Origin of the sequence: Nakamurella sp. A5-74 (assembly GCF_040438885.1) — a bacterium.
GTDB lineage: Bacteria > Actinomycetota > Actinomycetes > Mycobacteriales > Nakamurellaceae > Nakamurella.
This window is the reverse complement of the sequence record NZ_CP159218.1, coordinates 1,757,601-1,782,805: the sequence shown is the minus strand read 5'-3', so window position 1 is coordinate 1,782,805 and position 25,205 is coordinate 1,757,601. Positions and strand designations below refer to the sequence as shown.

Below are 25,205 nucleotides of genomic sequence, written 5' to 3'. Positions count from 1 at the left end.
ACCGCCTCGGGGCGCGAAGCGGCATCAGCGGCTGGTGTAACCGCCGTCGATGGGAAGGCTGACGCCGGTGATCATCGAGGCGGCGTCGCTGAGCAGGAAAACGATCGGTCCGGCGATATCGTCCTCGGTGGCCCAGCGGTGCAGCGGCATGGCATCCAGGAACGGCTTCTCGATCTCGGGTCGACCCCAGTAGGACGCCGACATCTGGGTCATGACGACCGTCGGGTTCACGCTGTTGACCCGGATGTCATGCGGACCGAGTTCAAGGGCGCTGACCCTGGTGATGCTGTCGAGCGCCGCTTTCGATGCTGCGTAGGAGACGTGCCCGGGGAGGGCGACGAGTGCTGCCTGGCTGGACACGTTGACGATCGATCCGCCGTTGCCGGCAGCGATCAGCGTCCGGGAGGCGTACTTGATGACCAGCAGCGCGCCGCGGGTGTTCACGGTCACCGCCTCGTCGAAGACTGAGATGTCGGTGTCCTGGGGGCCGGCGATCTCGCCGCCGAAACCGGCACAGTTGACCACGCCCCACAGGTCCACGCCATCGAGGGCGTCGCGGATGCTGTCCTCGCTCGTCAGGTCGAACGCCAGCGCTGCGGTGCCGGTGGATGCGACGATGTCCTCCAGCGATTCCGCGGTGCGGCCGCCGGCGATCACCGTGGCCCCCTTGTCCTTCAGCTGTCGGACGACGGCGCCACCGATGCCGCCTCCGGCGCCGGTGACCAAGATCGTGCGACCTTCAAACTCGCTCATTTGACTCAGGCCTTTCCAGGAATCGATCCGGCCCAGTTGGGACGCGGAGGGTGCGGCACGGTGTCCGCTTCAGGTGCAGGGCTCGCCCGCGGGGTTCTGTGGGGTGGCACAGCATGAGCGCCGGCGTCTCAGTCCGACCGGCAGCACAGTCCGTCGCCGGAAGCGGCGGGCGGGGTGGTCCAGTCGATCGAAGACCCGTTCGGCTGCCAGTCGGCCGATCTTGTGCGGGTCCTGGTCGATGACGGTCACTGATGGGGTGACGACATCAGCCATCGGGAAGTCGCCGAAGCCGACCACCGCGAGGCCGAGGTTCTCGATGGCCGGCAGCAGGACCATCGTGCATCGTGCGTTCGAGGAGAAGATCGCCGTCGGCGGGTCAGGCAGGGCGAGCAACCTGGTGACAGCCTCACGGGCTTCGGCGCGGTCGTTGACGCCCGGGACGATCAGATCCTCATCGGGTTCGATCCCGGAGCGGCCAAGTTCAGCGCAATAGCCCTCGACTCGTTTGATGGTCGTCAAGAACACCGGGTGATCCCCCAAGAATGCGATCCGGCGATGTCCGTGCTCGAGCAGATGCCGCGTGGCCAGAACGGCGCCGCCCTCGTCATCGTCGGAGATGCTGTCAGCCGCCAACTGACTTGGCTGTCGGTCGACGAACACCAGGGGGACCTTGCCCGACCATGCCCGCAGGTAGGATTGGTCCGGGCCGATCGGGGTCATGATCAACCCGCTTAGCCCACGCTTCAGCAGACCTTCGACCATCGACGGTTCGGCAGAGACGTCACCGCCGAGACTGGTGACCAGGGTCTGCATGCCGCGTTCATTGGCCGAGATCTGAACCGCCTGGGTGATCGCGGCGAAGAACGGGTCGATGATGTCCGGGATGGCGACCCCGATGACGGATGCGCGTCCTGCGCGCAGCGCGGCCGGCAGATCACTTGGCACGTAATTCATTTCACGCAGGATCGCCTGGACGCGTTCACGAGTGGGTCGCAGCACGTGCGGATCACCGTTGAACACCCGGGAGACGGTCTTGACGCTGACCCCGGCGGCCGCCGCTACCTCGCGCATCGTGCTCATCGTTGACGGTCCTAGTGACAGTGATCGTTCGAGCGGACGCTCGAGCTGTGCGTGTATGACTTCCCGGAGGTTACCGCGCACCGGGTGACCAGGGCTCCGGGGCGGGACACCCGTGTCACCGGATCTGCGGTGCGCAAAGACGCCGTGGGCGGTGCAATCCACGGCCCGGGTGTCAGGAGTTGACAGCGTCGTTGAGTTCGCGAAGGCGTGGACGTGCCCGGTTGGTGAGGAGGTCCCGGCGGGTGCTGGCTGACGTCGAGAGGCTGTCCTTCCACAGGGAGCGCCCGGCCATGGCGCCGGCGGCTCCGTGAGCGATGGCTGTCCGGACCTGCTGGATGAAGGTCGCGTGGTCGACACCGGCTGACAGAACAGCCCACGGCACGCCTGCGGCGGCTTCGGTTACCGCGGCGCAGAGCTCGGCGGAGCCCGGGTACTGCAGCTTCAGCAGTTTGGCGCCGCAGGCCACGGCCAGGCGGGCCCCTTCGACGACCAGACCCCCGAAGGCTGCTTGGTAGTGCTCATCCGTCTCGCCCTCAAGCTCGTAGGTGAGCAGCTCGACGATTAGCAGAATGCCTTCGGCCTCGCAGGCCTCGACCAGGTCGCGGATGTCCTGTGCGACTCGGGAGTCCTCGTCCTGACGGTCCGGTCGGGTGTACCACAGCATCTTGGCAACGTCGCCACCGAGATCGCGAACGGTGCGCGGGGTGACCCCATCGACGAACTTGGTGTACTGCAACCCGTCTTGGGTTTCGAAGCCGGAAGCGTCCAATCCGACGACCAGCGCAGTGTCTCGGCTCAGGACGCCGTCATCCACGATCGCGGGGAGTGCGACTTCGGGGTCAAGAAGGATCGCTGGGGCGTTGTTGGCCAAGTATTCCACCAGGTCCGCCTTGGCCGCTGCGAGCTGCGTGACATCGATGTCCTTGGGGTCTTCTTCCGGCCCGGCCATGGCGGCCCTCATGCCGTTTCGCTGATCGGCCGCGACGATCAGGATGCGGCCTTGCTCGTTCGAGATTGCTTGCAAGGCACGACGTTCCAACGTGTTGAGAGCGTTCATGGGTGCTCCTTCGGTAGAGGCCGGATGGCCAGATGGGTCGGACTGACGCCGGGCGGCGGTCTGATGACAGCTGCTCAGACCAGGGGTTGATCGGTCAGGAGACGCGCGGCGATCTGCGCGGCCCCGAAAGCTGTTTCCTGCTGGCGCTGCGAGATCGACAGAGATGGCAGCACCCGGCTACGAGCACGCTGGACGCTCTTCATGTCCGCCCAGCCGCCGGTGAGGGTGGACGAGTTCGCAGCCGGCAGTTCTTGGTCTATCGCCGAGATGAGCCTGGTGATCTCGGCGTTGCTGTGCCGCAGCACCGCACCGAACAGTTCTGCCGGATTGACGTCATCTGTCTGCAGCTCGAGTTTCAGCACCCCATCGTCGTTGCGGGCGCCGCTTACCGCGATTCCGCCCTCGGGGAGCGTTCCCTCCAACGGCAACGCCATCACCTCATCGTCCAACGTGCCGCGGCTGGCGCGGTCACGGACACCGGTCAGCTGCAGCGCTCGCCTCAGCAGCAGACCGCTCTTGCATCCGGCCACCAGGACGCGCTTGCCGGGGACGATGTGCCGCACCTCGTTGATGAGCATCGACGCCAGGCGCGCGCGGGCCTCGTAGCCAAGCGGTCTGTCCAACACTCGTAGCAGAACCTCGGCTGTGCCGAGAGAGACGTAGTAGTGGTCATCGGGTATCGGACCTGAGGATTCAGCGGCGACGAGATGGTCGTGGCCGGCCACCGTGATCGCAGCGCCAGCGAACCGCTCGGGAAGCCACACCCCGGCCGTGCCCAGGTGCTCTCCGGAAGCGACCAGTGGCGGCAGGAAGTCATCATCGACGCCGAGATGGTCTGCCATTGCGCGCCATGCCAGGCCGGTGTCCTGATCCAGAAGTCCGGTTCGAGAAGCCAGCGAATACTCACTGACGGCACGAGCGCCCAGGGCTGTGGCGACGAACTCCGGCAGGTTGAGCCATCGCAGGCCGGCCAGGTCGACACCGCCGTCGCGCAGGAGCGCGATTTTCGCCACCGTAACCTGGGTGCCCAGCGGAAGCCCGGTCCGGCCAGCGAACTGTGTGCGAACCGGGGCCGGAAAAGCTGCCACCTGAGCCGCACCTCGCGGATCGAACCACGCAAAGGCCGGAGCGACGGGCTGCCCCTGAGGATCGACCAAGAAACCGCTCTCCCCCATACCGGAGATGCCGATCGCACCCACCGGTGGGCTGTGCAGGGCGTCCAGCCTGTGCGCCGCAGCTGTCATGAGAGTGTTCACCGAACTCAGCAACCGGTCCACCGGCAAATCAGCTGCCCCATGCGCGCCCAGCAGCCAAGGCGTGGCCACCTGCTCTGAAACCAGCTCTGTGCCGCCCTCATCGGTGATCAGGAGCTTGAAGGCAGTACTGCCCAGGTCGATGCCGGCACGCAACGGAGCAGAGGTCGACACCGCTCCCCCTCTCAACGTTGATCCGAAGAACCCGATACGTCCGGCAAGGAACGATCACCCCGACATGACACGCGTGTCTTACAGCTGCATCATTGGGTCGACGTACCGCGATTGTCAACTGCGACAACGAGGCACCGCCCGAAACGCTCTGGCCGCGTCTCCGCGCGGCCCGCCCGTCTGCTGCCGTCATGACCAGTGACGGGCGTTGCGAGTTCGTTACGATGACACCCGTGACATGGTCGGCCCGGATGCTTTACAGTCAGCCACGAAGTCACTGGGAAGTTGCACGACCGGGTATGACAGCGACTCAACTGGCTCTGGTATCGCCGTCTCGCGGCCGGCGACCGTGAGTCGACGAGGCAAGTTCGGACTGCTCCGAGGTCGATGTCATCTGGCGTACCACGTCAACGACAGCCTCACCGCAGCAACCATCGCGCCACATCCGCGATGAGCGTCCCGTGCCGCGTCGGTCCGCTCTCGCGGAGCTGACCGACAACCACCTCAATCGTCACCCCCACCACCCTCGAAGGGAAACGCAACGATGCGTTCAACACGCAAGACCCTGGCCGTCGGTCTGACCGCTCTGGTCGCCGTCGGCTTGTCCGCCTGCGGAAGCGACTCGGGCGACGCAGCAGGAACCACCTCCGCTACCGCGGCCGCCGCCAGCAGCACCGGCAATGGTTTCGCAGTCTCCACTCCTGCGTCTACCTCCGCAGCCACCGGTTCCGCTACCGGTGGTTCCAGCTCGACCCCGAGCAGCTCCAGCGGCTCCACCGATGCAGGCCCCACCAAGAACCCGGCGACCGACGGCAAGACCATCAATGTGCTGATGGTCGCCAACCCGCAGATGACCGACCTGCAGAAGCTGACCGAGGCGAACTTCACCGCCAAGACCGGCATCAAGGTGAACTACACGGTGCTGCCGGAGAACGACATGCGCGCCAAGGCAGACATCGAGTTCAAGAACCAGGCCGGCCAGTACGACGTCGCGACCTTGTCGAACTTCGAGATTCCGATCTGGTCGAAGAACGGCTGGCTGGCCGATCTGACCGACTACTCCAAGAACGACACCGCGTTCAACCAGAGCGACATCTTCCCCGCGTTCAACCAGTCGCTGTCCAACGACGGCAAACTGTACGGCGAGCCGTTCTACGGCGAGTCGTCGTTCCTGATGTACCGCAAGGATGTCTTCGCGGACAAGGGCGTCAAGCTGTCGGACAACCCGACCTGGGATGAGGTCGCTGCAGCGGCTGCGAAGGTCGACGGTGCGCAGTCCGGCATGAAGGGCATCTGCCTGCGCGGTCTGCCCGGCTGGGGTCAGCTCGGCGGACCGCTGACCACCGTGATCAACACCTTCGGTGGCGCGTGGTTCGACAAGGACTGGAACGCATTGCTGACCGATCCGAAGACCGTGGCGGCCGTCAACTTCTACGTCAAGCTCCTCAAGGAACACGGCCAGGTCAGCCCGTCCCAGGCCGGTTTCACCGAGTGCCTCAACGACTTCGTCCAGTCCAAGGTAGCCATGTGGTACGACGCGACGTCGGCTGCCGGCTCGGTGGAGTCCGCGGACTCGCCGGTCGCCGGGAAGGTCGGCTACGTGCAGGCTCCCGTCAAGGAGACCAAGTCCTCGGGATGGCTGTACACCTGGTCGTGGGGCATGGAGCAGGCTTCCAAGAACAAGGACGCTGCCTGGCAGTTCATCTCGTGGGCGTCCTCCGCCCAGTACGAGCAGCTCGTCGGCGAGGATTTGGGATGGCCCCGGGTTCCGTCGGGCAAGCGCATCTCCACGTACAGCAACCCTGACTACGTCAAGGCCGCGGGCGCGTTCTCGGGTCCGACCCTGACGGCGCTGCAGAACGCCGACCCGGCCAACCCGGGCGTGCAGGCGCGTCCCACTGTCGGTATTCAGTTCGTCGACATTCCCGAGTTCACTGCACTCGGCGACGACGTGACCGCCTCACTGGCGCAAGTCATCGCTGGGAACGGCACTGTGGAGCAGGCTCTTGCTGCTGCGCAGAAGAAGGCTCAGGACGTCGGCGACGAGTACAAGTAGCTAGCTGACGCTTGCTATTTGTTTGTCCACCAACGAATCGCGAACACTCCATTAACCTCGCTGACACGAGTTGCAGCGGCGGGGCCCGAAACCCTGGGCTCCGCCGCTGCTGTCTTTCCGAGCATCAGAATCCGGAGCCAACCCGTCATGACCACAACCCTGCAGCGTCCTGCCGAGACGTCGAAGAAGGTGGCCGCCGAGGTCAATCGCCGCGCCAAGCGCGAGGGTTGGGTCCGCCGGGCGCCGCTGTTGCCCGGCCTGCTGTTCACCGTGATCGTCACCCAGCTGCCGTTCATCGTGACGATCCTGCTGTCGTTCCGCCGCTGGGACGGTGACCGGCCCAGGATCTCCGGCTGGACATTGCGCAACTACGAGCAGGTGTTCAAGGACGAGGCGATCCTCTCTGCGTTGTGGCACACGGTGGTGCTGACGGTGTCGGTGGTGTTGATCTCGCTCGTGTTCGGACTCTGCATCGCGCTGTTGCTGAATCGGAAGTTCCGTGGCAGGGGCGCCGTCCGGACGATGATGATCGCCCCGTTCCTCATCGTGCCGGTCGCCGCCGCGACGTTCTTCCGCTACGGCGTCTTCGACGCCAGCAACGGCCTGCTCGCCGGGATCCTCACCTCGGTGAAACGTCTGTTCAACCCGGATGCGGCCGCTGCCACCATCTCGATCGCCTCGTCGCACCCGATGCTGACGGTGATCATCACGCTGGTGTGGCAGTGGACGCCGTTCATGACGCTGATCCTGCTGGCCGGACTGCAGTCCCGTCCCGGCGACATCCTGGAGGCCGCCGCCGTCGACGGCGCGACGCCGTGGCAGGTGTTCCGCAATCTGACGCTGCCGCACATGCAGCAGTACTTGGAGCTCGCCGGTCTGCTCGGCGCGATCTACATCATCCAGAACTTCGACGCGGTGTTCACCCTGACACCACTCAACCCGCAGACCCAGAACCTGCCGTACCTGATCTTCCGGACCATCCAGGCCGACAGCGACTACGGCCTCGCCTCAGCGCAGGGAGTCGTCGTCGTGGTCCTGACCATCATCGTGGCGACCTTCGCCCTGCGCACCGTGTCCAGCCTGTTCAAGGAGGAGAACGCGCGATGACCACCACCGTTCCTGCTGCCGGCAGCGCCACCGCCGCCCACCGCCCTACCCCTGCCGGGGCGCCGCGCAGCACCAAGGTGGGCGCGTCCCTGCTCACCGTCCTCACCTGGGTGATCGGGCTGATCTTCGTCGCCCCGCTGTTCTTCATGCTGCTGGTGAGCTTCCACAAGAACCAGACGGCCACCCTCAACACCCCCGGCCTGTTCGAGCCGCTGTCGCTTGAGGGCTACCAGGCGTTCTTCGGCTCCAAGACCGGCCAGAGCACCTGGCCGTACATCATCAACTCGGTGATGGCCTCGGTGATCTCGACCGCGATCGTGGTGATCGTCGCGATCCCCACCGCCTATGCGCTGTCGGTGAAGCCTGTCCGCAAATGGACCGACGTGATGTTCTTCTTCCTGTCGACCAAGTTCCTGCCGATCGCCGCGGCGCTGGTGCCGCTGTTCGTCATCGCCAAGAGCATCGGCATGCTGAACAACATCTGGTTCCTGGTGATCCTGTACGCCGGGATGAACCTGCCCATCGCGGTCTGGATGATGCGCTCGTTCCTGGCCGACATCCCGCCTGCCCTGTTCGAGGCAGCCTCGCTCGACGGCGCCGGCCTGATGAAGACCCTGACCAGGGTGGTCGCGCCGATCGCGGCACCCGGCATCGCCGCGACGTCCCTGATCTGCTTCATCTTCTCCTGGAACGAACTGCTGCTGGCACAGCTGCTCACCTCCAGCATCGACGCCCAGACCCTGCCGACATTCCTGCCGAGCCTGTTCGATCCGCGGAACCCGTTCCTGGCCACCATGTCGGCGGCCTCGATCTGCATCTCGCTGCCGGTGCTGATCGCCGGGTTCGCCGCCCAGGACAAGCTCGTCCAAGGGCTGTCACTCGGAGCCGTCAAGTGACGACATCGACTGCTCTCGCCCTGGGATCGGCAGCGCTGCAGCAGATCTCCGGGTCCGTCCGTACTCCTACCTACGACCGCACCGCCGTGACCGTCGGCATCGTGCACTTCGGGGTCGGCGGGTTCCACCGCGCCCACCAGGCCATGTACACCGACGCCCTGCTCGCCGCCGGTGAGCGTGACTGGGGGATCTGCGGGGTCGGTGTGATGCCCGCAGACCGCCGGATGCAGCAGGCGCTGGATGCCCAGGACGGTCTCTACACGCTGGTGACGAAGTCGCCCGATGGCGCCCTGGACGCCCAGGTGATCGGGTCGATCGTGCAGTACCTGTACGCGCCGGACGACCCGGAGGCGGTCCTGGAGCTGCTGGCCGCACCCAGCACCAGGATTGTCTCGCTCACCGTCACCGAGGGCGGCTACTCCATCAACCAGGTCACCGGCGACTTCGACCCGGCACCACCGGCGATCGCCGCCGATCTGCAGCCGGAAGCCGTGCCCGGCACCGTGTTCGGCCTGATCACCGAGGGGCTGCGGCGACGACGCGAGCGCGGGATCGAACCGTTCACCGTGCTTTCGTGCGACAACCTGCAGGGCAACGGCGACCTGGCTGCGCGGGCATTCACCGAGTTCGCGACCTTGAAGGACGCCGAGCTCGGCAGGTGGGTCGGCAACTGTGTCAGCTTCCCGAACTGCATGGTCGACCGCATCACCCCGGTGACGACCGACGAGGACCGCGCGATGGTCGCCGAGAAGTTCGGCATCACCGACGCCTGGCCCGTCGTGTGCGAACCGTTCACCCAGTGGGTGCTGCAGGACGACTTCCCCGCCGGCCGGCCGGCGTGGGACACCGTCGGCGCCCAGGTCGTCGACCACGTCGAACCGTACGAGCTGATGAAGCTCCGCCTGCTCAACGCCTCCCACCAGGGCATCGCCTACCTGGGTCACCTAGCCGGGTACCGCCTGGTGCACGACGCCGCCCAGGATCCGGCGATGCGGCGGTTCCTGTTGGCGTACATGCAGGACGAGGCGACGCCCACCCTGGCGCCGGTGCCCGGGATCGACCTGGATGCCTACCGCCACGAGCTGATCGAACGGTTCTCCAACGCCCACGTGCGGGACACCGTCGCCCGGCTGGCCGCCGAGTCCAGCGACCGGATCCCCAAATGGCTCGTGCCGGTCATCCGCGAGAACATCGCGGCCGCACGGCCCGTCCCGCTGTCCGCCGCGATCTGTGCGGCCTGGGCACGCTACGCCGAAGGCACCGACGAACAGGGCACACCGATCGAGATCGTCGACCGGATCGCCGACGAACGTCACGCCGCCGCCCTCGCCCAGCTCCAGGACGGTGGGGATCAGCTGGCCTTCGTCCGCAACCGGGACCTGTTCGGTGATCTCGCCGAACAACCCCTGTTCACCGAGCCCTACCTCGCCGCGCTCGACCTCCTTCACAGCCGGGGCGCGGCTGCGCTCCTGCTGGAGCTCATCAACACCGTCGGACCGCAGGGTCACCAGTCTGTCTAGTTGTTGAGATGAGCTTGCGCTGACTCCCGGATGCTGTTCCGGCGCGTCCTGTCGTCGCCCGAGAGGTCACCACCATTCGCGCCGTCTCCACGGGGGCCATCGGGTGTCAACTACCCAAGACGTCTCTTGGTGGCTGCAAATCTGCCTTCTCCCTAGCGGACCTGCGGCAGAACCATCCAACAAGTCGCCCGAACCCCGCCCGCAACCCCCTCGAGTCGTCCATCGCTCGAGTGTCCACCAACGACCGATTCAAGCCTGTACCGCGGTCTGCCCACCCACCCCGCTCCCCGTCTCAAGTAAGACACCCTCGATGAGACAAGCCCCCGACCACTTTGTTGAGACTGCGCTGGTCGGGGGTTCGCCGGCGCGAAAGCGAGCTGGGTGAGGTCTCGGCGAAGGAACGTCAGATGAGACCGCCAGATGCGGTGAACGTCAGTAGTGGACGGCGATCCTGGTGGCCTAGATCCCGTCGTAGTCGTGACCTGCGATAAAGGTGGCCCACCGGCCAGATAGACGTACAAAACCCAGAGCAGGCGGCGATGGCCGAAATGGCGGGCCACCCTGGTGCTCGAGCAGGCGTTGTGGCGGTCGAACCTTCAAATGCGACGAAGGCTGGCTTTGGGTCACCGCAGACTGTGCCGGACCGAACAGCGTGATGAGCTCAGTTGATCGGTGCCAGTTCGATCGGCCGACCGAGTCCCCGAACGGTCAGGGTTTTGTCCGCGCTCGCGCTTGCCGGCGGTATGACCACCATCGTGTACGGCCGCAAATCGCGAGTGCACGCCCGCGGATACGTGACGGAGTTGGCCGCCGCGCCAGACGTTGCAGGCGTCAATGGCTCAACGCCGGTGTCGACGACTGTCAGGTAGATCTCTTGGGGACCGGTGAGTTCGACGCGCTGTATCGCTCGCGGGCACGACCCGCTGCCGAATGTGGTCACGACGAGTCGGTCAGCCGTTCTACTCCACGCAGCAGACGCCGTCGTGCCGTTGATGTCGCCGCTCCAATCAGTGATCACCGGCGAAGCCACCTCATTCGCTTTCGCGAACCCACCCGACACCGACGCCACCGAACCAATGTCTGGACCTGTTGATGCTCGGACCGTCGCAGCAGTCGAGATGCGAGTCGCAGAGACTGCAGCAGAGCCCGCACCAGCGGGAGATGTGCCGGCGGCTGCCCGCTCCCCCGTACTGGTGCCGACGCAGCCCGCAACGACAATCGCGACCGTCGTCAGTGACGCCAAGAGCACGCTGCGGGCAAGCCCGACATGGCGCCTTCCGACCTGCTGATTCATTTGCTTCCGCTCCGCGGTTGGGTGGGCTGGACCGTTTGTGTACTGGACGTAATCAGTGCGGCACTCGGTTGCACTTCACGTCGGCCGACGTCACCCATATCGATCCAGCGCTGCTCCCTGCTGATCCCTTCACCGTTCTAGTTTGGTTGCTGCGCTGCGGAACCAAATCTTCATCCCCTCAAGCTTTGCTCGATGTAAGCCCTGATGGCGTCTGTTCCGCGTAGCCCGCCGGTGTCTGTCCACATGTCGCGCAGCTCGGACGGGTCCGAACCCAGAACCCGCGTGGCGCCCCTCGGGGCGGCAGCCCCGACAACGCAGGCCATGTCGAAACAGCTGGCCGTTGCTCCTGGCGGCTGTCGCCCGGCAGGCGTGGCGAACAGGAAAAAATACGTCTGATCCGGCAGCGCAACCTGCGAGAGGATGCAATCAGCGGAAGGGGCTCGAGCCAGCCCAAACTTGTACTGCCGCCCGTTTGCGCTGGCCACCGTGACAAGTGTCCGCGCACCGCCTCGGATCCGCGTCGGATCCGCTCCGCGCGGCTCTACAACTTCAGCAGCGATGATCTTGCCCTCGACGACGAACTCGGCACGCCCGACGGCTTCGCGCAAAGACGTTGGAGGATCGGCCTCGTCGACAGCGACCGTTCCTGCGCCGTGCACTCGCCAGAAGGGGTTCCCGATCGAGTCCGGCTTGCCGTCGTCATCGGAGGTGCCGAGCCCCTCGGATGCGGGCCACGACGGGCAAGCCGGCGAGGAGGCAGTCGACGAAGTGACTGACGTCTGCGTCGACGCACTGCTTGCATTCGACGCCGCGGACGTCGCAGTGGCCATCTGGGGCGTTGCAGTACGGGCCGGGGAGGGGCTGCAGCCTGCGCTGACGACGAGCAGCGCCACCAACAGGGTCAGCGACGACAGCCTGCAGAGACAGGATGCAGTAGCTCGCATCATTGCCTGGTCTCGTTCTCTGGTCACGGCGGGGCGGGGACGGTTTACGGTTGCGAACCCGGTGCTGCGAAGCCTTCTTCACCATTCAGACGTAGGTCAACTAGCTTCATCTCGTCGACCGCGTCGTGACTTCACGCTGCGTGTTGTTGTCCAGATTGATGTATCTCGAATCGACAATCTTGCCAGCCGAGTTCTTCGCAGTGACGGTGAGGCCAGCATTTTGAGGTCCACGGGTGTTACGGCTAGAAGGTGCGTAGTACCCGGGGCCCGGCGAGTACAGGAATGCGAAACCCTTCCATCCATGGACCAGCGGCACCAGCGTCACGGTGACCGGCAGAGGGTTCTCAGAGAGCGAGAGGACGACCGTCGCGGCGGAGCTGTCGACGGCGCCTGCGAGCCAGTAATAGCTGCCTCCGGTACTCACCAATCTGTCCTGCACCAGGCTGAACAGGTACGCCAAGGAGCCGGTTGTGGAACCGCCCGACCCGCTCTGCGACCCGCCTACGCTCTTGACCCCGAAGGATCCGCAGAGGCGGGCGGTGGGCGGCGCTCCGCCTACAAAGTGCAGCTTGGCGGAAGCGCCGTCGCCGTAAGTTGCCAGCGGCGCATCCACACCTGCGTCAGAGCTGTCCTGACATCTGTCTGCTGAGCGTGCCGATGACGCAGTGGTTGCAGTTGAAGACGGCACGGTTCCAGTCTGAGCTGTGGAGTCGGCCGGCGTGGTGACGCCAGGAAGGGGTGAACCGGTCGGTTCCGCCGTCCCGGGTGTGCACGAGCTGACACTGAATACGACGACCGCCGAGATGAGCACGGTCATCAGACCCCGGGTACGGCCAGGTCTTGAAGTGACGTTCACATTCTCCACCTTGCGCTTGAGTCCATTGCCCGCGCTAGGGAGACGGGATCACCAGGGGCAAGCGTTGCCTGATGCATCGAGAAATTCGTAGGAGTCACCCTCAAGACCAGTACCGGTTGAGGATCGCCTGTTGAGACCCCCGATGCGGGACATTTCAGCGGTCTGAGGCACACCTCGTTGCGACGGACGAGAGCCCCGCGTCTGACGTTGTCGGTCAGTCCACCTGGGAGCAGCCCGTCACCAGATCTAGTGGCGGGATCGGATCGGCGCCTGCCGACGAATGCGGGTCCCGCGGTCATCAACGCAGCCACGGGCTCGGACTCCAGCGAGAGTGGTTCAGATGCAACTGCACGTCTCGGGATGCGGCCAGCGGAGCAACCGCTCCGGGGGAGCCATGTCGGTCGTCGGCCACAGCTGGATCCGGTACTGGTCGGAGAATGCCTTTTCGTCCAGTTCCTCGTCCCAGGGTGGACGAAGCAAGCCGCGTCCACTGATCCGGGCTCGATACCGTCCGGCCGGCACGGGGATGTCGACGCCCTCGACCGTCGGCGAGACCCAGGTGACGCCGCGCTCTCCTGCGATCAGGGAAGCCTCGAACGCTTCATCCCAGCCGCCGAGATCCTTAGGGGGCTCCGAGTCCCACAACTGTGCCTGAAGCGGGACACCGAACGCGTCCCGGTGTGGAAGGACAAATACCGTCGAATCCTTGCCCGAGGCGATTCCCGGATCGAACGCGTGGCCGAGCAGATCGACCATGTCGTCCATCTCTTCGCCGGGCGAGTCGCTGTCTCCCCAAGCCGGCATCAGGTACACCTGCCCGTACTCCAGGTAGACGGAGAAATTCCATGCAGTTGTGGAAGGCACGATTGTCAGTGTCCGCTCGGTGTGCGAACGCGTCAAAGGGCAGGTGCGCGCCGTAGGCGCCGCCAACTTCCGCGGTGGCATCGGACTGAGCGTCACTCTCGGGAGCCAAGGAACCGATCACAGCCTTCATCCTGCGAGTGCTCACCACCAGTTCTCTCGTTCCACCGCAAGGGCTCTGCAGCTGCTCGCACGGAGCTTGCAGCGCACGAGCATCTGATGAGCAATGATCGGAACCTGTGGATGGCCCTCGGCGGGGTGACGCGAAGGAGCGCACCTTCCCGAGGATGATCTGAAGCCCAAACAAGTCTGATCAGAGCCGGCGTTGGCGCGCTGGTTCGGGAAGGTACGCCCATGCTCAAGGTAGTCCACGAGGAGAACGAGACCAACGCTCATGGCCCGGTCGGTGTTGGCGGGTCGCTGCTGGATGAGGTGGTCCGGGACGGGGCGCGGGCGATGCTCGCGGCCGCGTTGCAGGCCGAGGTCGCCGCCTACATCGACGCGTTCGCCGATCAGCTCGACCAGGACGGCCACCGGCTGGTGGTCCGCAACGGGTACCACGCCGCTCGGGAGGTGACCACGGCGGCGGGCGCGGTGCCGGTACGGGCGCCGCGGGTCAACGACAAGCGCACCGATGCAGCCACCGGTGAGCGGGCCCGGTTCTCCTCAGCGATCCTGCCGGCCTGGGCGCGGAAGTCTCCGAAGGTGGCCGAGGTGCTGCCGCTGCTGTACCTGCACGGGCTCTCGAGCAGCGACTTCGGGCCCGCGTTGGAGCAGTTCCTCGGCTCGGGTGCGGGGCTCTCGGCCCCGACGATCACCCGGCTGACGACGCAGTGGCAAGACGAGGCACGCTCGTTCAGCCAGCGGTCGCTGGCGGGCACCGACTACGTGTACATGTGGGTCGACGGGATCCACCTGAAGGTCCGCCTGACCCAGGACAAGGTGTGCCTGCTGGTGATGATCGGGGTCCGCGCCGACGGCACCAAGGAGCTCATCGCCCTCGCCGATGGTCACCGCGAGTCATCCGAGTCGTGGGCCGATCTGCTGCGCGACTGCAAACGCCGCGGGATGAGCCCGCCGGTGCTTGCCGCTGGTGACGGGGCGCTCGGGTTCTGGAAAGCCGTCCGGGAGGTGTTCCCCGCAACCCGGGAGCAGCGTTGCTGGTTCCACAAGATCGCCAACGTGCTCAACTGCCTACCGAAGTCGGCCCAGCCCGGCGCGAAGGCCGCCCTGGCGCAGATCTGGCAGGCCGAAGACAAAGACCACGCCGCCAAGGCCGCCAAGGCGTTCGCGGCCGAGTACGGCACGAAGTGGCCCAAGGCGGCCACGAAGATCACCGAGGACCTGGACGTGCTGCTCGCGTTCTTCGACTACCCGGCCGAGCACTGGATCCACCTACGCACCACGAACCCGATCGAGTCGACCTTCGCCACCGTCAGGTTGCGTCAACGCGTCACCAAGGGCCCCGGCTCGCGGGCTGCCGGCATCGCGATGGCGTTCAAGCTGATCGAGTCAGCCCAAGCCCGGTGGCGCGCCGTGAACGCACCTCACCTGGTCGCGCTCGTCCGGGCCGGTGCCACATTCGAGAAAGGCAAACTCGTCGAACGACCCGACGACTCAAACGACGAACGCCTCGTCTCGTGACACACCAATCCACAGGTCTTGACTATTCCTCAGCCACTTGCTGTACGGGGCCCAGGGTCGCTCCAGCAGGAACGTCAGCCGGATCAGATCTCGCACCAGGCGGCCTGCCAGGACTTGGCTCCCCAGCTCGTCGCCCCTCGACCCGGTTCGCCCGATGAAGGCCTCTTCCTGGGAGATCCGTAGCCAGGATGCCGCCAATACGTAGCGCCAGACGTCGTCCGGGTACCAGGCCAGGGCGCCCCGACGTTGGGTCAGCAGAGCATCCGGATCGTGGAACACCTCTCCCGCAACCAGGGTCGCCAGCCGCTGGGTTGGGGTGGTGAGCCAGTCACGCAACGTTCCTGGCAGCGCCGGATCCCAGCCGAGACGTTTCCGAAAGAACTGAGGCGCCGTGGCGACCTCGATCTGGTGCTGCGGCTCCCCGGAACGATCAGCGTCGAAGTAGTGGACTCGAGACCCGCCGAACATCTCAGGGAGCGCCGCAGCTGCCAACAGGTGGACCACCTTCGGGACATCGGTCTCCGAGCTCACGAGCACCTGCACACGTGGCCCGTAGTCGTGGTCGGTCGACACCTGATCGTCGAACCCCAATATCTCCGATCCGTCGCCCAATCGCCGGACGATCGTTCAGAGGTGAGGTGTTGCCGATCAGAGAACGCCTCGCGTTACTCCAGCAGCGAGGAGGGCACGACGCAGTCCCGGAAGATCTCGGTAGTGGTGGGTGTGCATGCCTAACGACTGCGCGGCAACGAGATTGCGCGGCGAGTCATCGGTGAAGAAGACCTCGGAAGGCGGGAGTCCCAGGTCGGCGATGACATGCTCGAACACCCGCTGATCCGGCTTGATGAACCCGATCGACGCCGAATTGAACACCCGATCGACGCGCTCACTCACACCGAGGCTTGCCAATTCCTGCGGGATCGTATCGGTGCCGTTGGTCAACACAGCGCACAGAAGACCCGCCGCTCGCAGGTCGCCGACAAGATCGAGCAACTCCCAGTCGACTCGAGCCTGCTGAGAGCCCCAGTCGTCCGCTGCCGCGGGATTCCCGATCCGCCGACCGATGCGCCGGATCCATTCGGCCCTGGTGATGCGACCGGTCGTCGCCTCCGCCAGGTCAGGCTCGGCGAACGCCTCGCGACCCAACAGTCCAAGGTCCAGGGTGTGACGCCGCTCGATCTCGCCGCCGATCTCAGTGTCGAAGCGTCGGATGACTCCGTCGAGGTCGAGCACGACAGCCCTGATCATGCACGCCATCCTCTCCGCCACCTACCGACGGAGCAACTCACCACCCAGCGGTCGATCCGCCAGCCGGCGGACTGACAGGCGACCGCTGACCGCTACGCGTATGTCCCACAGCGCCTTGGTCGCGCACAGAGACCGTCTCAGATGCCGATCTTCGGTTGAGACGACCCAGATGGTCTGACGGGCATTTGCTGCGATGATTTCGGTGTGCCTTCACTCGTCATGCCGACTGTCGCGCCGGGGTCCCTGTCGAGCACGGACCAGCCGACCCTCGTCACCGGGGCGGTCCTGTTGCGTCCTTGGGTCAGGGACGACGTTCCCGCTCTGGTCTCGGCGTACCAGGAGCCTGAGATCCAGCGGTGGCACGCACGGTCGATGACCTACCAGGAGGCAGAACACTGGGTAGCTGACGCCCGGGCAGCGTGGTCCACGAGGAATAGTCAAGACCTGTGGATTGGTGTGTCACGAGACGAGGCGTTCGTCGTTTGAGTCGTCGGGTCGTTCGACGAGTTTGCCTTTCTCGAATGTGGCACCGGCCCGGACGAGCGCGACCAGGTGAGGTGCGTTCACGGCGCGCCACCGGGCTTGGGCTGACTCGATCAGCTTGAACGCCATCGCGATGCCGGCAGCCCGCGAGCCGGGGCCCTTGGTGACGCGTTGACGCAACCTGACGGTGGCGAAGGTCGACTCGATCGGGTTCGTGGTGCGTAGGTGGATCCAGTGCTCGGCCGGGTAGTCGAAGAACGCGAGCAGCACGTCCAGGTCCTCGGTGATCTTCGTGGCCGCCTTGGGCCACTTCGTGCCGTACTCGGCCGCGAACGCCTTGGCGGCCTTGGCGGCGTGGTCTTTGTCTTCGGCCTGCCAGATCTGCGCCAGGGCGGCCTTCGCGCCGGGCTGGGCCGACTTCGGTAGGCAGTTGAGCACGTTGGCGATCTTGTGGAACCAGCAACGCTGCTCCCGGGTTGCGGGGAACACCTCCCGGACGGCTTTCCAGAACCCGAGCGCCCCGTCACCAGCGGCAAGCACCGGCGGGCTCATCCCGCGGCGTTTGCAGTCGCGCAGCAGATCGGCCCACGACTCGGATGACTCGCGGTGACCATCGGCGAGGGCGATGAGCTCCTTGGTGCCGTCGGCGCGGACCCCGATCATCACCAGCAGGCACACCTTGTCCTGGGTCAGGCGGACCTTCAGGTGGATCCCGTCGACCCACATGTACACGTAGTCGGTGCCCGCCAGCGACCGCTGGCTGAACGAGCGTGCCTCGTCTTGCCACTGCGTCGTCAGCCGGGTGATCGTCGGGGCCGAGAGCCCCGCACCCGAGCCGAGGAACTGCTCCAACGCGGGCCCGAAGTCGCTGCTCGAGAGCCCGTGCAGGTACAGCAGCGGCAGCACCTCGGCCACCTTCGGAGACTTCCGCGCCCAGGCCGGCAGGATCGCTGAGGAGAACCGGGCCCGCTCACCGGTGGCTGCATCGGTGCGCTTGTCGTTGACCCGCGGCGCCCGTACCGGCACCGCGCCCGCCGCCGTGGTCACCTCCCGAGCGGCGTGGTACCCGTTGCGGACCACCAGCCGGTGGCCGTCCTGGTCGAGCTGATCGGCGAACGCGTCGATGTAGGCGGCGACCTCGGCCTGCAACGCGGCCGCGAGCATCGCCCGCGCCCCGTCCCGGACCACCTCATCCAGCAGCGACCCGCCAACACCGACCGGGCCATGAGCGTTGGTCTCGTTCTCCTCGTGGACTACCTTGAGCATGGGCGTACCTTCCCGAACCAGCGCGCCAACGCCGGCTCTGATCAGACTTGTTTGGGCTTCAGATCATCCTCGGGAAGGTGCGCTCCTTCGCGTCACCCCGCCGAGGGCCATCCACAGGTTCCGATCATTGCTCCAAGTGGCTCGGCACAGCGTTCAAACAACTTGCGTTGGCCAACGCCGTGGGCCCGCATCTTGACGAGGCCCTGCGCGCCGGCTCGTGGCGCAGGCGAGAACAGGCACTGTGCTCCGCGCAAAGAGAGCTCGGGATCGCCACCAATGGTCTCGGTCTCGCCAGATCAGTAAATCCGGAGCCGAGGCAGTTTCATGACCGGGACATCAGAGTCTTCGGAGGAGATCGCTTCACTGAGGCCCTCCTCGAAGTCGTCGCCGATCCGGATGTGTGTGGCCTCATCGAGCGAGTGGGCTCACGGTCGAGTGACATCAACGCTCCGGCTGCACTACCTGGAGCCATCGATCAGACTGTCGACTCGGTGGACGTTCTCACCACTCCGGATCGGTGCCGCAGCGCGGCGGCCGTTCTCGGGTTTCCGAACTGACAGCCCATGGCGGAACGGCCCAGCACTGCGCACCGCACGCTGCGACCCCCACATCGCCACCGGGACCACGAACGGGAAGACGGCGCCGAGCGCGCCACCCGCTGCAAGCCCCCACCGTCTCTGGTAGGGATCCTCAGATGAGACGGGAAGCCGCCAACGATGACGGCATGGCTCCTTCTTATCTTGCAGGCCCCTCCCCACGCCTGGTGCCGTCGCAGCACAGGAGCGCCGCCCCTAGCTGCGCGTGTGGACCGAGCTGATGGTCGTCAACTACCCAAGACGTCTCTTCGTCGTGCCGACCGTCGCAGCATCGATCGACCTGGTGGTGCAGATCGGGATGGAGCACGACGGATCCCGACGCATCCGCGAGATCGTCGCACTGCCCGGGCGGGTCGAATCAGGTGTCGTCGAGGCCGCGGACATATTCACCAGCGTCGACGGGAAACTCGTTCGGGCCCAGGGCTATCCCCCGCACCCAGACCGGTTCGAGCGCGCCGGCTACGACCTACCCGGCCTGCTCGCGGGCACCCGGACCGGAACCGGTCGGCACCAGGGCTGACCCACCCGGTTCGCATCCGGCTCGAGCTCCGATCGTGCTTGGGTCGGGCGAAGGCCCGTTCTCGCTCCAGCTTGCGACACGCGTCGGCTCCCGTGCAGGTCCGAGTCAGTGGCAATGTTGAGGCAATCGTCGCGGACCCGTCCCCGGAGAGCGCTCGACGCCGACCAGCTGAACCAACCAGGGGGTCGCGGCGCTCGGTCAGTCAGTGCCTTCGACGATGCGGAAATCGCGCTCGACGCCGTCGGAGAGGATGCTCAGCGCCTCTTGGTAGGTCGCACTCTCGCGCGCCGCGACGGCCTGCTCGATGCTGTCGAACTCGATCAGGACGGTGCGCTCGGCGATTCCGGCGTCATGCGCCACGACCCGACCGCCACGGACCAAGGTTTGACCGCCCCCGGCCTTGACGGCGGGAGCAGCCAGTTTGTTGTAAGCAGCGAGCTTCTCAGGGTCTGAAATGGTGCGATAGGCGCTGATCCAATAGCCCTTGGGCACGGAACCTCCAGTGTGGGATGACAGTGCATGTCGTCGTCGATGAGGAATGCCGGCCGGAGACCAGTGCCAGGCAAGTCCGGGACAGAACGCGGCGCAGCGGTCAGATCGGCCGCAGGGGACCGTGCGCGCTGCCGCGGCCTGACACCTTGGAGCAACGACGCACATTCGACTTCGGGGTGCTCAGATCGGCACTGTCCATGTCGCGCATCATCAGGAAAGAGCGCAGTCGGTATACCTTTGCCTCGATCTGGGTGTCCGGTTCCATCACCGGGCTGCGCGTCCGGAGCGCGGGCCGGGCTGTACCAAGCACTCCTGGCCCAGGATGTCGGTGGCCCGGTGGCTTGCGTCCACCCCGACGAACAGTGCGATGGTGCTGATGCTGTGCCGGGACCGCAGCGGCGCAATCCGGCAGTAGCCGTCTGATTCGTACCAGAGCCGCGCACCGTCAGGATCGGGAAGGAAATCACCACGAGATCAGACGACCATGATCCTTCCCGAACATCCGGCCGTGCACCGTGAATGAGGAACCGGGCGCCGAACGGGGCCAGGGTGCTGTCGATGGCCTCCAGGTACGCGGTGATCTCCGGGCCGGGATCCACCTCGCTCAGCACGCCGACGGCGTAGCTGTGGGTCGGCGCCGTCACTGGGCCGGAACCCGGTCGAGGAAGCCCAGCACCGATTCGACCCGGCCGTCGTCCGCGGTGGTCACCACGTCGAACCCCTCGATGACGGGCTCCCCACCGGCCGGCCCGAGGCCCCATGCGAAGCGGGTCAGGTGGTGGTGGTGATCGGACTGCCCGATCTGGTGGAAGGCGAGGTCCGGAAACTGTTGTCGCACAGCGCTGATCGTCGCTGACAGACCGTCGTGGCCGGCCACGTCGGCCATCGGGTCGACGTACCGGACGGTCGGGGTGAATGTCTCCTCGACGAGTCGGCTGCGTTCGGCCGGCTCGGCGTTCCAGCAGGCGAGGTAGCGGGTGGCGATGTCAGTCATGGTGGGTACTCCGATGATCGGTGAGTTCGGTGAACACCTCCGAGCTTCGGCGAGCACCCGGCTGCGTGTCGATGACCTGTGGGGTCATGGAGCGGCGACCCGACGGTGGCTAAGGTCGGCGTCGTGACCCAGACGATGAGGGATCAGCCCATTGGTCAGCTGTTGCGGGACTGGCGGGTCCGGCGGCGACTGAGTCAGCTGGAGTTGTCGGTGCGGGTGGAAGTGTCCACCAGACATCTGTCGTACATCGAGACGGGGCGGTCGCGTCCGTCGCCGGAGATGATCAGCAGGCTCACCGAGCAACTGGACCTGCCGTTGCGGGAACGCAACGCAGCATTGTTGGCGGGCGGCTACGCCCCGGCGCACGACGAGCGGGATCTCGATCATCCCGATCTGGTACGGGTGGCTGATGCCCTCCGCGGCGTGCTGGATGCCCATCGACCCTTCCCGGCTGTCCTGCTCGACAGGTGGTGGGACATCGTCGATGCGAACGACGCCGTCGACGTCCTCACAGCGGGCTGCGACCCCGCGCTGCTGCAGCCCCCCGTCAATGCCCTCCGACTTTCGCTGCACCCGGCCGGGCTGACACGTCGGATGATCGATCCCGGCCCGTGGCGTGCACACTTGCTCGAGCAGCTGGCCAGCCGCGTGGAGAGCACCGGCGACCCCCGCCTGGTGCAGCTGCAGGACGAAGTCCTGTCCTGGCCGGGAACACGCGATCTCGCCTCGCCTCCCGCGCACCAGGTCGTCGTGCCGCTGCGGCTACGGCACGGCGACCACGAACTCTCACTGTTCAGCCTCACCTCACGGGTCTCGACAGCCGAGGACGTCACCGTCGACGAGCTGACCGTGGAGACGTTCCACCCCGCGGATGCGCGGACCGCCCAGGTGCTGACCCAGGGGACCTGAACGGGCTCTGCACCGTGCGCCGGATCAGCTGTCCTGCAGCACTTCTGTCGGATTCGGACGCAGGTGCCAGACATCTTCCCCGTCGCCGTGCGTGACCCCGGACGGCACGAACCCTTGCTTGTACCACCGGGTGGTGTTCCCACTACCGGTCGAGCGCAGTGACGCGCGTCGCTTGGTGCGTGACGTGTTGAAGATGGTGCGCTGACAATGGCATCAGTGGGATCCGCATTGTCGATGGATCCGGACGCCGTGTCAGAGGACCTCACCGCTCGCATCCACGACGTGCACCGCATCGGTCTACCTCGGGCGGACGAGTGGACGCTGTCGAAATGGGTTATTTCGACGGCCTGATCCGGACCTGGGCGCAGACCTATGACTGGCGGAGTGTCGAGGCGCGCATCAGAGCGCTGCCCTGGGTTCACACGGCCGGGCACGACGTCCCATCAGCAGTCCAGCCGCCGGCGAACCAACGGGCGCTCGATCTGACACTAGGTCTCTCCTCCTCAAACGGGACGAAGAGGACCAGGCTGAATGAGTGCTGACCTGCCGGTCGCTGCATGCCGTCGATCCTGCCAAACAGAACCAGCGGCTGCTCTCATGAGGCTGAGGTGAGGCCAGCGGTTCAGAGCAAGTCCGCCTGCCGCAGGGCGAGCGCAAGGGTTAGCCGACTTGGAGTTTCAAGAGCTCTCCCGCGCCAGCACGCGGTGCGGGGCGATGACTTCCTGGGCAGCAGTGTCGGGATCGTCGATCCGGGCGGCGATGCGCCGGACCGCCTGCTCGGCGATGAACGCGGTGTCCAGAGACACCGTGCTGAGGGCAGGCCGGGCGAAGCGGCCTTCTTCGATGTCGTCGACGCCGATCACGGCGATGTCGTCCGGAACGGAGCGGCCCGCATCAAAGATCGCTCTGATCGCGCCGATCGCGAGCAAGTCGGAGTAGCAGAAGATCGCGTCGAGCTCGGGGTGAGCAGCGAGCAGTTCTCCAGCAGCGGTGTAGCCGTCAGCACGGCCGTAGCGGGGGGCTGATCTGATCAGGTCGGCGGTCGCGCCCAGATCTGCTTCTTGCATCGCACGGACGAATCCCTCGGTGCGCTGCAACGGAGTGGTGTAGCCCAGCTTGGGCTGGGCACCGATGGCGGCGATCCTGGTCCTGCCGGAATCCAGCAGATGTCGGGTGGCGTCGAATGCTGCTTGAACGTTGTCGACGGCGACGTGGTCGAAGCGGCCATCGAAGCTGTGTTCCCCGAGCAGCACCAGCGGATGCGTCGATGCGGATCTGATTCCGTCCAGCTCCTCCTGGGTCGCCAGCGGTGCGAACAGCATGCCGTCGACCAGCATGCTCGGGTCACCCGCTCGCAGCAGTGCCCGTTCCCGGTCGTGATCGTGGCCGGTCTGGTCGATCATCACCCGGTACCCCTGCTCCCCCGCGGCCACGATCACATCCCGGGCGAGTTGGCTGAAGTAGGGCACGTCGATCTCGGGGACCACGAGCATCAACAGGCCGGTACGACCGGTGCGTAGGGTCCGTGCTACGGGGTTCGGGCGGTAGTCCAGCTCGGCGATGGCCTTCTCGACCCGCTCCCGCATGCGCGGGCTCACATGCTGGAAGCCGGTCACCACATTGGACACCGATCGCACGGACACCCGTGCGCGATCGGCAACGTCGCGGAGCGTCGTAGCCATCGAGTCTCCCCTGGTCGAAATTCCTCCCAGTCTAGCCTTTGCAACGTCGGCAAGCTGAGCTATGGTTTGCCTACGTTGCAAACGCGTTGGTAGGTCGTCCCCGATCCGACGAGCGCACACACAAAGGAGTGTCATGCACCTGAATTCACGGCGACGGCGCCACGCGTCCCGCCTTCTGAGCCTGGGTCTTGCCGGCATGGTGGCGATTGCCGTGACTGCCTGCGCGCCAGGTGGCGACACCGGTTCATCCTCTGGTTCTGCTGGGGCGGCGCCCACCGCACTGCAAGCGCCGGACAAGACGTCGCCGAAGGGCGAGATCACCATCTGGGACCGCTCCGGAGACCTGTACAAGGTGTTCGATTCGGTGATCGCGGACTTCAACAAGAAGTACCCGGACATCAAGGTCAACCACCAGGCCGTCGACATCGACGCCAAGCTGCAGAACACGCTCATCACCGGCACCGACGTCCCGGACGGGGTGTTCCTCGACGACGCCAAGGTCGGCGGCTACGCCGACTATCTCTGGAACCTCAGTGATGTGCTGAAGCCCTACCAGGCGGACATCGCTCCCCAGAAGGTGGCGGTCAACACCGTCAACGGCGGGATCTACGGCGTCCCGTTCGATCTCGATCCGGGTCTGCTTTTCTACAACGCCACCGCCCTCAAGGCCGCCGGCATCGACCCGGGACAGATCAAGACTTACGACGACTTGACCGCAGCGGCCAAGAAGTACCAGCAGTACAAGCCCGGCTCCAAGCCCATCCACCTCGAACAGAGTGCGTTCCTCGGCCAGCTGCAACTGGAGATGTTCGCCAGTCAGCTCGGCACCAGCCTGGCCGACGACAAGGGTGAGCTGCGGCTGAATTCGCCCGAGTACACCCAGATCCTCACCTGGCTCGACACTGTGCAGAAGCAGGGCCTGGGCACCCGCGCGGAATACCTGAGTCCCTCCGACATCGGCGCACTCGATTCCGGTGAACAGGTCTTCTACCCCTGGGCGATCTGGTTCGACTTCGCCCCGCAGCAGCAGCTCACCAAGACCAAGGGCGACTGGCGCGCGATGCCCCTGCCCGCCTGGAAGGACGGCGGCGCTCGCAGCGGTGCGATGGGCGGATCATCCTTCGTGCTGCCGAAGGCCGGCAAGAACTCTCAGCTGGCGTGGCTGTTCTACGAGTTCATGATGTTCGACGAGGCCGGCTACACCGCCGTCTACGGGCCCAACGACGTCTACCCCGGCGGCCTCAACACCTCCATCCCGGCCTACCAGCCGGCAGCGAACCCGGACAAGGCGCTGTTCAAGCCGATCAAGGAGATGGGCAACCAGGACCTGTGGGCCACGGCTGTCGAGGCGGGTGAGCAGATTCCCGCGGGAGCTCCCATTCCGTCGTGGTGGGCCGGGGCCGTCGACTACCTCGGCAACAACATCCAGAAGATGCTGGACGGAACGATGACACCGCAGCAGGTCATCGACACATCCGCCAAGGACATCCAGGCCAACCTCATCGACCGCAAGTAGCAGCGGC

Annotated in this window: 24 protein-coding genes and 1 pseudogene; 10 read left to right on the top strand and 15 right to left on the bottom strand. The window is 65.7% G+C overall.

Translation table 11 applies throughout. The features are described 5' to 3' along the window. Nucleotides 1-24 precede the first annotated feature (24 nt). The 4 genes from ABLG96_RS08195 to ABLG96_RS08180 all read right to left on the bottom strand — a co-directional run bounded on the left by ABLG96_RS08195 (nt 25) and on the right by ABLG96_RS08180 (nt 4,299). Nucleotides 25-753 (bottom strand): SDR family oxidoreductase, encoded by a 729-nt coding sequence (locus tag ABLG96_RS08195; protein ID WP_353650862.1) that lies wholly within the window; start codon nt 751-753, stop codon nt 25-27. Nucleotides 754-822: 69 nt separating this feature from the next. Then, nucleotides 823-1,833 carry a LacI family DNA-binding transcriptional regulator gene (locus ABLG96_RS08190; protein WP_353650861.1) on the bottom strand — a complete coding sequence of 337 codons (1,011 nt, stop codon included), beginning with the start codon at nt 1,831-1,833 and terminating at the stop codon, nt 823-825. Between the two features lie 172 nt (nt 1,834-2,005). Further along, on the bottom strand, nt 2,006-2,890 hold the full coding sequence (locus tag ABLG96_RS08185) for a tagatose-bisphosphate aldolase (RefSeq protein ID WP_353650860.1): 885 nt from the start codon (nt 2,888-2,890) through the stop codon (nt 2,006-2,008). Nucleotides 2,891-2,964: 74 nt separating this feature from the next. Beyond that, the gene (locus ABLG96_RS08180) at nt 2,965-4,299 is read right to left on the bottom strand and encodes an FGGY family carbohydrate kinase (protein ID WP_353650859.1); all 1,335 of its coding nucleotides are present in this window, start codon (nt 4,297-4,299) and stop codon (nt 2,965-2,967) included. 847 nt (nt 4,300-5,146) lie between these two features. Here ABLG96_RS08180 and ABLG96_RS08175 point away from each other — a divergent pair. The 4 genes from ABLG96_RS08175 to ABLG96_RS08160 all read left to right on the top strand — a co-directional run bounded on the left by ABLG96_RS08175 (nt 5,147) and on the right by ABLG96_RS08160 (nt 9,893). After that, nucleotides 5,147-6,370 carry a sugar ABC transporter substrate-binding protein gene (locus ABLG96_RS08175; protein WP_353651430.1) on the top strand — a complete coding sequence of 408 codons (1,224 nt, stop codon included), beginning with the start codon at nt 5,147-5,149 and terminating at the stop codon, nt 6,368-6,370. Nucleotides 6,371-6,517: 147 nt separating this feature from the next. Beyond that, nucleotides 6,518-7,477, top strand: a complete 960-nt coding sequence (locus tag ABLG96_RS08170; RefSeq protein WP_353650858.1) for a sugar ABC transporter permease — start codon at nt 6,518-6,520, stop codon at nt 7,475-7,477. Continuing rightward, a complete protein-coding gene (locus ABLG96_RS08165) occupies nt 7,474-8,373 on the top strand; it encodes a carbohydrate ABC transporter permease (protein WP_353650509.1) in 900 nt (299 codons plus the stop codon). Before ABLG96_RS08170 ends, ABLG96_RS08165 begins: the two co-directional genes overlap by 4 nt. Next, complete coding sequence (locus tag ABLG96_RS08160; protein WP_353650857.1) at nt 8,370-9,893, top strand: mannitol dehydrogenase family protein; 1,524 nt, start codon at nt 8,370-8,372, stop codon at nt 9,891-9,893. The genes ABLG96_RS08165 and ABLG96_RS08160 overlap by 4 nt, the downstream gene beginning before the upstream one ends. 661 nt (nt 9,894-10,554) lie before the next feature. On the opposite strand, the gene ABLG96_RS08155 is transcribed toward ABLG96_RS08160, so the two are convergent. From ABLG96_RS08155 to ABLG96_RS08140, 4 genes are all read right to left on the bottom strand, one after another. Continuing rightward, complete coding sequence (locus tag ABLG96_RS08155) at nt 10,555-10,962, bottom strand: hypothetical protein (protein ID WP_353650856.1); 408 nt, start codon at nt 10,960-10,962, stop codon at nt 10,555-10,557. Between the two features lie 395 nt (nt 10,963-11,357). Next, nucleotides 11,358-12,017, bottom strand: coding sequence for a hypothetical protein (locus tag ABLG96_RS08150; RefSeq protein ID WP_353650855.1), 660 nt, complete (start codon nt 12,015-12,017; stop codon nt 11,358-11,360). 220 nt (nt 12,018-12,237) lie between these two features. Further along, entirely contained in the window at nt 12,238-12,948 is a 711-nt protein-coding gene (locus ABLG96_RS08145) for a hypothetical protein (RefSeq protein WP_353650854.1), read from the bottom strand. A gap of 375 nt (nt 12,949-13,323) precedes the next feature. Continuing rightward, a complete protein-coding gene (locus ABLG96_RS08140) occupies nt 13,324-13,887 on the bottom strand; it encodes a hypothetical protein (RefSeq protein WP_353650853.1) in 564 nt (187 codons plus the stop codon). A 315-nt stretch (nt 13,888-14,202) separates the two neighbouring features. On the opposite strand from ABLG96_RS08140, the gene ABLG96_RS08135 reads away from it, so the two are divergent. After that, complete coding sequence (locus ABLG96_RS08135) at nt 14,203-15,492, top strand: IS256 family transposase (protein ID WP_353650837.1); 1,290 nt, start codon at nt 14,203-14,205, stop codon at nt 15,490-15,492. On the opposite strand, the gene ABLG96_RS08130 is transcribed toward ABLG96_RS08135, so the two are convergent. Together ABLG96_RS08130 and ABLG96_RS08125 are read right to left on the bottom strand one after the other, a co-directional pair. Then, the gene (locus ABLG96_RS08130; RefSeq protein WP_353650852.1) at nt 15,466-16,104 is read right to left on the bottom strand and encodes a DUF4037 domain-containing protein; all 639 of its coding nucleotides are present in this window, start codon (nt 16,102-16,104) and stop codon (nt 15,466-15,468) included. The genes ABLG96_RS08135 and ABLG96_RS08130 overlap by 27 nt on opposite strands. Nucleotides 16,105-16,140: 36 nt before the next feature. Continuing rightward, nucleotides 16,141-16,740 carry an HAD family phosphatase gene (locus ABLG96_RS08125; protein WP_353650851.1) on the bottom strand — a complete coding sequence of 200 codons (600 nt, stop codon included), beginning with the start codon at nt 16,738-16,740 and terminating at the stop codon, nt 16,141-16,143. A 219-nt stretch (nt 16,741-16,959) separates the two neighbouring features. Between ABLG96_RS08125 and ABLG96_RS08120 the strand changes: the two genes are divergently transcribed. Beyond that, complete coding sequence (locus tag ABLG96_RS08120; protein WP_353651429.1) at nt 16,960-17,226, top strand: GNAT family N-acetyltransferase; 267 nt, start codon at nt 16,960-16,962, stop codon at nt 17,224-17,226. Here ABLG96_RS08120 and ABLG96_RS08115 read toward each other — a convergent pair. Next, nucleotides 17,200-18,489 carry an IS256 family transposase gene (locus ABLG96_RS08115; protein WP_353650837.1) on the bottom strand — a complete coding sequence of 430 codons (1,290 nt, stop codon included), beginning with the start codon at nt 18,487-18,489 and terminating at the stop codon, nt 17,200-17,202. The two genes, ABLG96_RS08120 and ABLG96_RS08115, sit on opposite strands and share 27 nt — an antisense overlap. An 816-nt stretch (nt 18,490-19,305) precedes the next feature. On the opposite strand from ABLG96_RS08115, the gene ABLG96_RS08110 reads away from it, so the two are divergent. Continuing rightward, on the top strand, nt 19,306-19,605 hold the full coding sequence (locus ABLG96_RS08110) for a hypothetical protein (RefSeq protein WP_353650850.1): 300 nt from the start codon (nt 19,306-19,308) through the stop codon (nt 19,603-19,605). 198 nt (nt 19,606-19,803) lie between these two features. Here ABLG96_RS08110 and ABLG96_RS08105 read toward each other — a convergent pair whose 3' ends face one another. From ABLG96_RS08105 to ABLG96_RS08095, 3 genes and pseudogenes are all read right to left on the bottom strand, one after another. Next, complete coding sequence (locus tag ABLG96_RS08105; protein ID WP_353650849.1) at nt 19,804-20,097, bottom strand: DUF1330 domain-containing protein; 294 nt, start codon at nt 20,095-20,097, stop codon at nt 19,804-19,806. Nucleotides 20,098-20,361: 264 nt separating this feature from the next. Continuing rightward, nucleotides 20,362-20,741 (bottom strand): annotated as a pseudogene (locus tag ABLG96_RS08100) (DUF1330 domain-containing protein). Next, the gene (locus ABLG96_RS08095) at nt 20,738-21,091 is read right to left on the bottom strand and encodes a nuclear transport factor 2 family protein (protein ID WP_353650848.1); all 354 of its coding nucleotides are present in this window, start codon (nt 21,089-21,091) and stop codon (nt 20,738-20,740) included. Before ABLG96_RS08095 ends, ABLG96_RS08100 begins: the two are co-directional and overlap by 4 nt. Nucleotides 21,092-21,214: 123 nt before the next feature. Here ABLG96_RS08095 and ABLG96_RS08090 point away from each other — a divergent pair, with 123 nt between their 5' ends. Further along, on the top strand, nt 21,215-22,000 hold the full coding sequence (locus tag ABLG96_RS08090; RefSeq protein ID WP_353650847.1) for a helix-turn-helix transcriptional regulator: 786 nt from the start codon (nt 21,215-21,217) through the stop codon (nt 21,998-22,000). 212 nt (nt 22,001-22,212) lie between these two features. Next, nucleotides 22,213-22,542: an epoxide hydrolase N-terminal domain-containing protein gene (locus tag ABLG96_RS08085; RefSeq protein WP_353651428.1), complete on the top strand. Its 330-nt coding sequence runs from the start codon at nt 22,213-22,215 to the stop codon at nt 22,540-22,542. Nucleotides 22,543-22,677: 135 nt separating this feature from the next. Here the strand turns inward: ABLG96_RS08085 and ABLG96_RS08080 are convergent, their stop codons facing one another. Next, the gene (locus ABLG96_RS08080; protein ID WP_353650846.1) at nt 22,678-23,682 is read right to left on the bottom strand and encodes a substrate-binding domain-containing protein; all 1,005 of its coding nucleotides are present in this window, start codon (nt 23,680-23,682) and stop codon (nt 22,678-22,680) included. Between the two features lie 133 nt (nt 23,683-23,815). Between ABLG96_RS08080 and ABLG96_RS08075 the strand changes: the two genes are divergently transcribed. After that, nucleotides 23,816-25,198: an extracellular solute-binding protein gene (locus ABLG96_RS08075; RefSeq protein WP_353650845.1), complete on the top strand. Its 1,383-nt coding sequence runs from the start codon at nt 23,816-23,818 to the stop codon at nt 25,196-25,198. Nucleotides 25,199-25,205: the final 7 nt, after the last annotated feature.

Coding starts and splice junctions, on each gene's coding strand:
- ABLG96_RS08125 (WP_353650851.1), bottom strand. CDS start 16,740: ATGATCAGGGCTGTCGTGCTCGACCTCGACGGAGTCATCCGACGCTTC.
- ABLG96_RS08195 (WP_353650862.1), bottom strand. CDS start 753: ATGAGCGAGTTTGAAGGTCGCACGATCTTGGTCACCGGCGCCGGAGGC.
- ABLG96_RS08190 (WP_353650861.1), bottom strand. CDS start 1,833: ATGAGCACGATGCGCGAGGTAGCGGCGGCCGCCGGGGTCAGCGTCAAG.
- ABLG96_RS08110 (WP_353650850.1), top strand. CDS start 19,306: ATGGTCGTCAACTACCCAAGACGTCTCTTCGTCGTGCCGACCGTCGCA.
- ABLG96_RS08080 (WP_353650846.1), bottom strand. CDS start 23,682: ATGGCTACGACGCTCCGCGACGTTGCCGATCGCGCACGGGTGTCCGTG.
- ABLG96_RS08120 (WP_353651429.1), top strand. CDS start 16,960: ATGCCGACTGTCGCGCCGGGGTCCCTGTCGAGCACGGACCAGCCGACC.
- ABLG96_RS08145 (WP_353650854.1), bottom strand. CDS start 12,948: ATGACCGTGCTCATCTCGGCGGTCGTCGTATTCAGTGTCAGCTCGTGC.
- ABLG96_RS08075 (WP_353650845.1), top strand. CDS start 23,816: ATGCACCTGAATTCACGGCGACGGCGCCACGCGTCCCGCCTTCTGAGC.
- ABLG96_RS08175 (WP_353651430.1), top strand. CDS start 5,147: ATGGTCGCCAACCCGCAGATGACCGACCTGCAGAAGCTGACCGAGGCG.
- ABLG96_RS08165 (WP_353650509.1), top strand. CDS start 7,474: ATGACCACCACCGTTCCTGCTGCCGGCAGCGCCACCGCCGCCCACCGC.
- ABLG96_RS08170 (WP_353650858.1), top strand. CDS start 6,518: ATGACCACAACCCTGCAGCGTCCTGCCGAGACGTCGAAGAAGGTGGCC.
- ABLG96_RS08150 (WP_353650855.1), bottom strand. CDS start 12,017: ATGGCCACTGCGACGTCCGCGGCGTCGAATGCAAGCAGTGCGTCGACG.
- ABLG96_RS08135 (WP_353650837.1), top strand. CDS start 14,203: ATGCTCAAGGTAGTCCACGAGGAGAACGAGACCAACGCTCATGGCCCG.
- ABLG96_RS08095 (WP_353650848.1), bottom strand. CDS start 21,091: ATGACTGACATCGCCACCCGCTACCTCGCCTGCTGGAACGCCGAGCCG.
- ABLG96_RS08185 (WP_353650860.1), bottom strand. CDS start 2,890: ATGAACGCTCTCAACACGTTGGAACGTCGTGCCTTGCAAGCAATCTCG.
- ABLG96_RS08115 (WP_353650837.1), bottom strand. CDS start 18,489: ATGCTCAAGGTAGTCCACGAGGAGAACGAGACCAACGCTCATGGCCCG.